The 6,922-nt window shown below is 67.5% G+C and carries 11 protein-coding genes; 8 read left to right on the top strand and 3 right to left on the bottom strand.

The features are described from left to right. Window positions 1-668 (bottom strand): NB-ARC domain-containing protein (locus AB0J58_RS43760; RefSeq protein WP_364227470.1); only part of this gene is annotated, 668 nt, incomplete at its 3' end. A gap of 477 nt (window positions 669-1,145) precedes the next feature. On the opposite strand from AB0J58_RS43760, the gene AB0J58_RS43755 reads away from it, so the two are divergent. Continuing rightward, the gene (locus tag AB0J58_RS43755) at window positions 1,146-1,271 is read left to right on the top strand and encodes a hypothetical protein (RefSeq protein WP_364227467.1); all 126 of its coding nucleotides are present in this window, start codon (window positions 1,146-1,148) and stop codon (window positions 1,269-1,271) included. A gap of 99 nt (window positions 1,272-1,370) precedes the next feature. Here the strand turns inward: AB0J58_RS43755 and AB0J58_RS43750 are convergent, their stop codons facing one another. Further along, entirely contained in the window at window positions 1,371-2,243 is an 873-nt protein-coding gene (locus AB0J58_RS43750; protein WP_364227464.1) for a nucleoside triphosphate pyrophosphohydrolase family protein, read from the bottom strand. A 106-nt stretch (window positions 2,244-2,349) separates the two neighbouring features. Between AB0J58_RS43750 and AB0J58_RS43745 the strand changes: the two genes are divergently transcribed. The 4 genes from AB0J58_RS43745 to AB0J58_RS43730 all read left to right on the top strand — a co-directional run bounded on the left by AB0J58_RS43745 (window position 2,350) and on the right by AB0J58_RS43730 (window position 4,820). Beyond that, a complete protein-coding gene (locus tag AB0J58_RS43745; RefSeq protein ID WP_364227461.1) occupies window positions 2,350-2,625 on the top strand; it encodes a phosphopantetheine-binding protein in 276 nt (91 codons plus the stop codon). After that, the gene (locus tag AB0J58_RS43740; RefSeq protein ID WP_364227458.1) at window positions 2,622-3,047 is read left to right on the top strand and encodes a helix-turn-helix transcriptional regulator; all 426 of its coding nucleotides are present in this window, start codon (window positions 2,622-2,624) and stop codon (window positions 3,045-3,047) included. Before AB0J58_RS43745 ends, AB0J58_RS43740 begins: the two co-directional genes overlap by 4 nt. Then, complete coding sequence (locus AB0J58_RS43735; protein ID WP_364227455.1) at window positions 3,044-3,952, top strand: ImmA/IrrE family metallo-endopeptidase; 909 nt, start codon at window positions 3,044-3,046, stop codon at window positions 3,950-3,952. The genes AB0J58_RS43740 and AB0J58_RS43735 overlap by 4 nt, the downstream gene beginning before the upstream one ends. 70 nt (window positions 3,953-4,022) lie before the next feature. Beyond that, a complete protein-coding gene (locus tag AB0J58_RS43730; protein WP_364227452.1) occupies window positions 4,023-4,820 on the top strand; it encodes a hypothetical protein in 798 nt (265 codons plus the stop codon). A 39-nt stretch (window positions 4,821-4,859) separates the two neighbouring features. Here AB0J58_RS43730 and AB0J58_RS43725 read toward each other — a convergent pair whose 3' ends face one another. After that, window positions 4,860-5,879: a nucleotide kinase domain-containing protein gene (locus AB0J58_RS43725; RefSeq protein ID WP_364227449.1), complete on the bottom strand. Its 1,020-nt coding sequence runs from the start codon at window positions 5,877-5,879 to the stop codon at window positions 4,860-4,862. Between the two features lie 46 nt (window positions 5,880-5,925). Between AB0J58_RS43725 and AB0J58_RS43720 the strand changes: the two genes are divergently transcribed. The 3 genes from AB0J58_RS43720 to AB0J58_RS43710 all read left to right on the top strand — a co-directional run bounded on the left by AB0J58_RS43720 (window position 5,926) and on the right by AB0J58_RS43710 (window position 6,859). Further along, window positions 5,926-6,282 (top strand): hypothetical protein, encoded by a 357-nt coding sequence (locus tag AB0J58_RS43720; protein WP_364227446.1) that lies wholly within the window; start codon window positions 5,926-5,928, stop codon window positions 6,280-6,282. 120 nt (window positions 6,283-6,402) lie between these two features. Continuing rightward, window positions 6,403-6,618 carry a hypothetical protein gene (locus AB0J58_RS43715; protein ID WP_364227443.1) on the top strand — a complete coding sequence of 72 codons (216 nt, stop codon included), beginning with the start codon at window positions 6,403-6,405 and terminating at the stop codon, window positions 6,616-6,618. Next, window positions 6,605-6,859: a hypothetical protein gene (locus AB0J58_RS43710; RefSeq protein ID WP_364227441.1), complete on the top strand. Its 255-nt coding sequence runs from the start codon at window positions 6,605-6,607 to the stop codon at window positions 6,857-6,859. Before AB0J58_RS43715 ends, AB0J58_RS43710 begins: the two co-directional genes overlap by 14 nt. The last annotated feature ends 63 nt before the right edge of the window (window positions 6,860-6,922 follow it).

Below are 6,922 nucleotides of genomic sequence, written 5' to 3'. Positions count from 1 at the left end.
AGCGCCGCCTCGTCGATCAAGGCATACAGCTCCGGCGGCCTCTCGCGCTTGAGGACATCCTGCCGTGTCAGGGCCGCTTCCCGGCGCCGGGTGGTGACCACCACGCGCCCAGCTGCGCCCGAGGGCCACAGCTCCCGCACGTCGGCAGGGTCCTGCACATCGTCGAGCACCACCAGCCACGCCGTCGGCGTGGTCTGAGCCCAGGTGAGAAACCGCCTGGCCGCCTGCTCGACGTCGCCGGGGTCAGTGGGCAGGCCGAGCTCAGTGGCGGCCTGGGCATAGGCGGCCAGGATCTGCGAGCGGGAGGTCGCGCTCACCCACACCACCACCTCCACCTCCCGCCGCTCCCACACCCGGCGGGCGTAGGCGGCGGCGAGCTGGGTCTTGCCGATCCCGCCCATCCCGGCCAGCACCTGCGAAACCACCACCGTCTCGCCCTCTTGAGCAGCTTCGATGAGCCGGTCGGCGACCTCGCGGGGCTGGAAGCAGTCCGCGGCCCGGGGCACCACCCCCACCCAGTACCGCACCGGCTCGCTCTCCCCCTTCTGCACGGTGGGGGCCGACGGGTGAGGAATGGGGGGGACGGCCTCCACGCCCACTGCCCTGGCGGCGTTCGGCTCGCGCCCGCTGACGAAGCTCCTCCCACCACGCGGCAGGCGGCGCAACATAGGCGGGGGACTTGTGCCGGGCGCGGCCACGCAGGAAGACGATCAGCCAGTCGGCGACCTTCCGGTCAGACGGGACGTTGCGGCCGTTGCGCCAATCACTCCACGACGCGGGCGCCACCTTCAACGGCGGCAGCTGCGCGGCCGCCTGCCGCTGGATCATCCCGCCGTCCGGTGCGCCGACCGCCGCGTGCAACGCCCGGAGCGCGGCGGCGTACCGGCCGGTCGCATCCACCGCACCGGCTGTCCCTGCTGCGTCCGTCGAGTCGCTGGAGCCGCTCACCTTGCTACCTCTCGCGCATCCGGATCCGGATCGAAATCGTCCGGAAAAGCCGCCCATCACCCCATTCCCCGAGGTCTCCCACCCTGCCCGCCCCACCGCACCGATGCGAGCGGATCCGGAAAACCTTCCGTAGCGGCTTCATGAGGGCACCGCCCCGGGCGAGCAGCGCCCGGGGCTCGCGGTAAGGAGAACCGTTCATGATCGACCGCTCGTTCCTGCGCCGCCTGGCCCGTGCCGCTCTGGCCGCCGCGGTGCGCAGCGCGGCCGCGGCCGCCGCCTCGGCCCCCATCGCGCTGACCATCTGGTGGATCACCCACCGCTAACCCGCTCACCGCATCCCGTCCGCCTCGACCCCGGCCTCCGCCTCTAAAGCGGAGGCCGGGACACACCTCGGGTAGCTGTTTGGCATCGTCGGGGGCGAGTTACTCGATGGTTAGTGTCTGCTGGTTCAGGTCGAGGTGGAGGGTGCCTCCTGCGTTCGCGCGAAGCTGCCGCCAGGCGGCGTATCCGGTCATGATCGCTTGTTCCCAGTCGGCGGCACGCAGGACGCTCACTTCGAGGTGGGAGGTCATGGTGGCGATGGTCTTGAGGAACTCGTGGTCGATGTGGCGCACGTTTTCGAAGTAGCCGTGGCGGGCGGCGTAGGCGAACACGAGCGCGGAGATGCCTTCTTCGATGGCGATGGCGCGGCCGCCGTCTTCGGCTTCGTCGATCCTGGGGTCGCTCTTGCGTTTGCAGCGCAGCAGGAAGCGTGTGACGGGGGACCAGCCTAGGACGGCGGCGTGGGCCAGGTGGAAGACGTCGTGAAAGCGGTAGTCGTCGTCGATGTGGGAGGAGTCGGTGAGGGGGTCTCCGCAGGCCTTGCCGTTGTGGGTCAGTACCGCGACGCTGCGGCCGTCGCGGTCGCGTTGTTGCAGGGTGAAGGTGAGGGTGGCTTGTCGCGGGAGTTGTTCGGCTTGGGGGAAGGTGGCGTCGAAGAAGACGCGGTCGGCTGTCGGGGTGGTAAGCCACCAGTCGTTGATCTTTACGAGGCTCGCGGCGGCGACGTCTTCCAGGTCGAGGTCGAAGCGGTGCGCGAGGGCCGCGACGTACCACAGGACGTCGCCGAGCTCCTCGCGTAAGAGGTGCTTACCGGAGGCCATGCCCGGCCCATCGCGCAGGTGCTTTTTGTAGGCGGTGGCCAGGGATCCGACCTCGCCGGTCAGGCCAAGCAGGGGGACCATCACGGGGTCGGCGTCGGGGGCGGCGGGCTGAAGGGTCTTGATCGCCGCCTGCTGGTAGCGGTTGAAGTGCATCACGCCTCCTGTTGGATAACCCGGCATCATCGTCGGTATCGCCGACGTTGTCGTATAGTAGAACAGTGATGCCGGAGAATCCGACGAACGGGAGAGACTCCTGAAAATGCTCGAGCCGCCCCTGGAGGACATCGTCACCCTCGTCCTGGAACTCCTGGCGCAACGACAAGACCGCGACCCCGGCGAACTACGCATGGAACTGGAACAAAGTGGCCAGGAGTTGCCGGTCAACTCGATCCTGGTCGTCGAGATCTTGACCCAGGTCGAGGAGCGCTACGGCATCACCGTTCCCACCAACGAAGAAACCGCCCGCTCCACGCGGTCTGTGTACACCTTCGCCGCCACCGTCTTGAAGGTGATCAAGGAAAGGCACCACTCATGACCCCTGCTTCGGCCGACGCGCGTAACCGCGACCCCGAGCTGGACCTGCTCGCCGAACGACTGCGCCACACCCGCGACTACCTAGGCATGTCACAGCAGTACGTGTGCGACATGACCGGCATCCCGCGCTCCGCGGTCAGTGACATCGAACGCGGCGCCCGGCGCGTCGACAGCTTGGAGCTCAAGAAGCTCGCCCGCCTCTACACCCGGCCGGTGTCTTACTTCCTGGCCAAGGAAGAAGACGCCGATCCAGGTGAGCACGCCTTGGCCGGGATGCCCCGCGCCCTGGTCGGCCTGACCGATGGAGACTGGGAGGAGGTCATCAGCTTCGCCGAGTTCTTGAAGTACCGGCGCGCCCAGGAGGAGGCACCGGACACAGGGCAAGACGGCGGACACGTGACGCCGTCCAGGCCGGCTGAGTGAACTGGGACATCGCCTACACGGTCGCCGCGATGGCGGCCGTGCAGGCCCACCGCGACCTGGGAATCGACCGCGACGACTACGTTGACGTGCACGGCGCGCTACGCGAAGCCGGGCTGGTCGGGATGGCGCGGCCCATGCCGCGCCTGTTCGGCATCTACTTTTCCCCGCATGACGACGGGCCGGCGGTGCTCCTGAACGAAAAATTGGACATCATCACCCAAAGGCATACAGCTGCACATGAGTTGGGTCACCACTGCCTGGGGCACGGCACCGCCCTCGACAAGGAACTGGACCGCACCGTCGGCTGGGGAGATGGCAGTTGGCCGGATGAGGAGAAGACCGCAGAAGCCTTCGCGGCGTGGTTCCTCATGCCTCCGCCCGCGGTGGACTCGGCGCTTCGGCGACTCGGTGTCGAGCGCCCCCAGGTGCCCGAACACGCCTACCAAGTAGCCCGCTGGCTGGGCACCTCCTACACCGGGACCGTGAACCACCTGCACCGGCTGCGGCTCCTGACCCGAGCACAAAAGGCCGTCTGGCTGAAAACCAAGCCCGCCGCGATCAAGACGGTGTTGGCCGGCGGCATGGTGCCCAGCAAGGCACATGTCCACGTGATCGACACGGCCGCCCACCAGGCGACGGTGCGGGTGGATGTGGGCGACCTGGTCGTACTACGCACCCCCGGCGCGCACTTCGATGCGCTGCCCACCTGCCTGGTCCCCACCGGCAACCCCGAAGGGCAGCTGTTGTGGGACGAGGATGCCCCCGCAACCGTCGCGGAAGTCACCGACACCCTCACCGGCACAGCCACGGTGACGGTGCGGGTGCCGGGCGCTGCCGATCTGCTCGAAGTCACCGTCGCGCGGCAGTCGCCGCGCGCCGGCGTCCTGGAGCTTTGGCCGACCTAGCCGCACCAACCCCAGCTCCAGCTTCAGCTCTTGCCATGCCGCGCTAGCCGTCACGATCTCAGGAGCACTGATGCACACCTTCAGCGTCGCCGAGAAGAACACCTCCCTGGCCTGGGCCGCCGCCTGCCGGGCCCTGGATGTGAAGACCAATCCGGGACAGAAAGGTTTTCACACCGTGGTCCGTATCGCTGACGCCGCCGCCGAGGACCCGCAGGTGCGGGCCCAGTTCGACCAGGTCCGCGACAAGCACGGGTACGCGCCCATCGAAACGGTCGCCAACACCCTCTTCCCCGCTGGGCTGGCAGCCACCTGCTCCTCCCCCGAGGAACTGGTGCACCGCTATCAGGAGATGTACAAGTCGCTCATGCGCATCGACCAGCACAACAGGAGCGGAACCTACTTCGGCCGCATCATCGCCTACCCCGGCAAGAAAGGCCCGGTCGACCAGCTGACCACCTTGATCGCCCGTATTCGCCGGCAGATCTCCACCAAGGGGCCGATGAGCGCCGCCTACGAGATGGACGTCGCCCACCCCCACGACACCGAACCGGAGGAGGGCACCTGGTCGACCTCGGTCCATGTCGCCGGCACCGACAACAAGTATCGCGGTTTCCCGTGCTTGAGTCACTGCTCGTTCCAGCTGGATCGCGAGCGCACCCTGCACGCGGTAGCCCTGTATCGCAGCCACTACATGGTGGACCGCGCTTACGGCAATTACCTGGGGCTGGGGCGCCTGCTGGCCTATCTGGCCCAGCAGGCGGAAGTACGTCAGGGCAGCTTGACGGTGATCGCCGGTCACGCCCAGATCGAGGAGCATGTCAGCGTCATCCGCCCGGTGATTCAGACCCAGATGCAGCTGTCCGCCTGATCAGCGCGCCGGCCATCAGGCTCTCACTGGCTGGAGCGCTTAAGCGTTGACCCCCCACTTGGGCGGGAACCACGCGCTCAAGGGGGCGGCATCGGCCCGGTACAGCTGCTTGATGCGGCTGCGCCCGCTGATACCGGAGACCTCCGGGTGCACCACCCGTGCGTACTTGTCGACCTCGCAGAACAGATTCTGGCAGTCGATCAGCTGCAAGGGACGACCCCGCAGTCCTCCGAACGACAGCCCGAGACGGCCGAAGTGCTCCTGTTGGGTGTCCGCCATGTAGTGGATCACCTCGGTCTCCAGGCCGTCGGCCGCGAGGCCGAAGCATTTGCGGATCCCATCGCGGGCTCCTGGGCCCGGAACGACGAAGTCCATCTCCGAGAACGACATGTGCGACGCGTAGTTCAGGTCGATCAGGTACTGGTAGGCCAGGAACGGGCCGATCGCCGGGAAGGCCAGCAGTACCTCATACGCCTCGCGCATCGACGCGGCCTGCTGCACCCGCTCCGGCGCCTCCTGGTCCATCATCAACGCGATGAGCCGCAGGTGGTTGCTGTGCTTGCGCTGCTCCCCCAGCGCCGGCGGAGGAGTGATGTAGGCCGCGGAATATAGCCGCTCTCCCGCCGCGAACGCCTTCGACAGCACGCCGTCCAGGACCTGAAAGTCATATCCGCTCCAGGTCACCTCGCCCAGGTGTTTCTCCAGGAGCTGCCAGGTTTGGATCTTGTTGAAGACCTTGAACAGCATCGTGCGGAAGAACACCTCGCGCCACTGTTGGTCCCCGCGGTAGGACACCTGGCCGATCAGGTACTGGCTGACCCGGTCCGCGGCGCGAAAGCAGTTCGTGAAGCGGTGCTGGGCCAGCACCGGATCCTGGTGTGCGGGCGGCGGTGCCTCCCCCAGCCTCGCGAGGTAGACCTGCTGCCTGGCCGCGGCGAAACGCCAGTAGGTGTCGAACACCGGCGTGGGCCGCAGCGTCCGCCCGGCGATCCTCACCACAGCGGGCGGCTCACAGTCTTGTGTCTGTGGCCGGGACGGGGCTTGCAGCATGCTCACCATGCACGGAATATATATTGAATATAGATCATGGTCAGCGGGAGCGGCGATGAAACTGCTGTGGCGCGCTCGACGCCGCAACACCCTGGTTACCTGGCCCCAAGCCGTCGACGACCGCCTGGAGCGACTCGTTGCCGCCGGACTCGCCGCCCACGAGAACGTGAACCGCTCCCAGCTCCTCGCCGCCCTCGTCGTCAACGCCGAGGTCTCCCCCGAACACGTCGCCGCCCTGCTCCAGGCATATCGCAGCATGAGCGCCGACGCCCTGGACAACACCTCAGGCTCCGGCATCCCTGAGGACTGGCCGGAGGTCCGCCATCCAGGCCCACGCCGCAACGCACACCGCCCGAAACCGCGACGCGGCGCCCAAAAGGCGGGGAGCGCCGACGACCTCGGGGATTCCTAGAAGTCGAACTGCCTGCTGAGAGGGACCAGCCTGCCTTCTCCGTGTCGTCCATGTCGTCGACAGAGACGCCGTCGCTCTCGCCTGAGACGGCTGCCCCAAGACCGCGACCTCCTCGCCGTCTTGGAGGAGGCCGAGGAACTGCTCATCACGTTCAGCTTGTGGGAGAACGACGGCGATGTTGCCCCCGGCGAGGCCGGGCGCACCGGCCGGCTGCTGGCCCCGGACGGCCGCTACGAGTACATGCCGCTGCGCCTGGCCCTCGTCGAGGCGGCCGACGTCGAGCAGCTGGCCGCCGCGCCCGGGCGAGTGGATGGAGGCCGCCTTGCAGGGAGGTGAGCACGACTGGCGGATCGTCATGCGGATGGCGCAATTGGTCGGGCTGCTGGACCTGGCTGACACCGACGTGACGGACATGCTGCGCGAGCGCCTGGCCGTCGTCGCCCCCGGGGCCGACGACGTTCTCACTGCCGAGGAGGAGGCTGCCTACCAGCACCCCGTGCTACCAGCCACCGTGACCCGGATCAACGCGATGTGGTCGTTGTTGGGGTTCACGTCCTGGGAGATGGTGTGCGGGTGATCAAGCCCTGGTGCTGGCACGGGTGAGATCCATGTGACAAGAGACGGCCACTTCGTAATCCTT

The sequence above is a fragment of the Streptosporangium sp. NPDC049644 genome (genome assembly GCF_040675205.1).
GTDB lineage: Bacteria > Actinomycetota > Actinomycetes > Streptosporangiales > Streptosporangiaceae > Streptosporangium > Streptosporangium fukuiense.
The sequence above is the reverse complement of the archived record's forward strand: the minus strand, read 5'-3'. Positions and strand labels throughout refer to the sequence as shown.

Coding starts and splice junctions, on each gene's coding strand:
- AB0J58_RS43755 (WP_364227467.1), top strand. CDS start 1,146: ATGATCGACCGCTCGTTCCTGCGCCGCCTGGCCCGTGCCGCTCTGGCC.
- AB0J58_RS43750 (WP_364227464.1), bottom strand. CDS start 2,243: ATGCACTTCAACCGCTACCAGCAGGCGGCGATCAAGACCCTTCAGCCC.
- AB0J58_RS43730 (WP_364227452.1), top strand. CDS start 4,023: ATGCACACCTTCAGCGTCGCCGAGAAGAACACCTCCCTGGCCTGGGCC.
- AB0J58_RS43740 (WP_364227458.1), top strand. CDS start 2,622: ATGACCCCTGCTTCGGCCGACGCGCGTAACCGCGACCCCGAGCTGGAC.
- AB0J58_RS43745 (WP_364227461.1), top strand. CDS start 2,350: ATGCTCGAGCCGCCCCTGGAGGACATCGTCACCCTCGTCCTGGAACTC.
- AB0J58_RS43720 (WP_364227446.1), top strand. CDS start 5,926: ATGAAACTGCTGTGGCGCGCTCGACGCCGCAACACCCTGGTTACCTGG.
- AB0J58_RS43725 (WP_364227449.1), bottom strand. CDS start 5,879: ATGGTGAGCATGCTGCAAGCCCCGTCCCGGCCACAGACACAAGACTGT.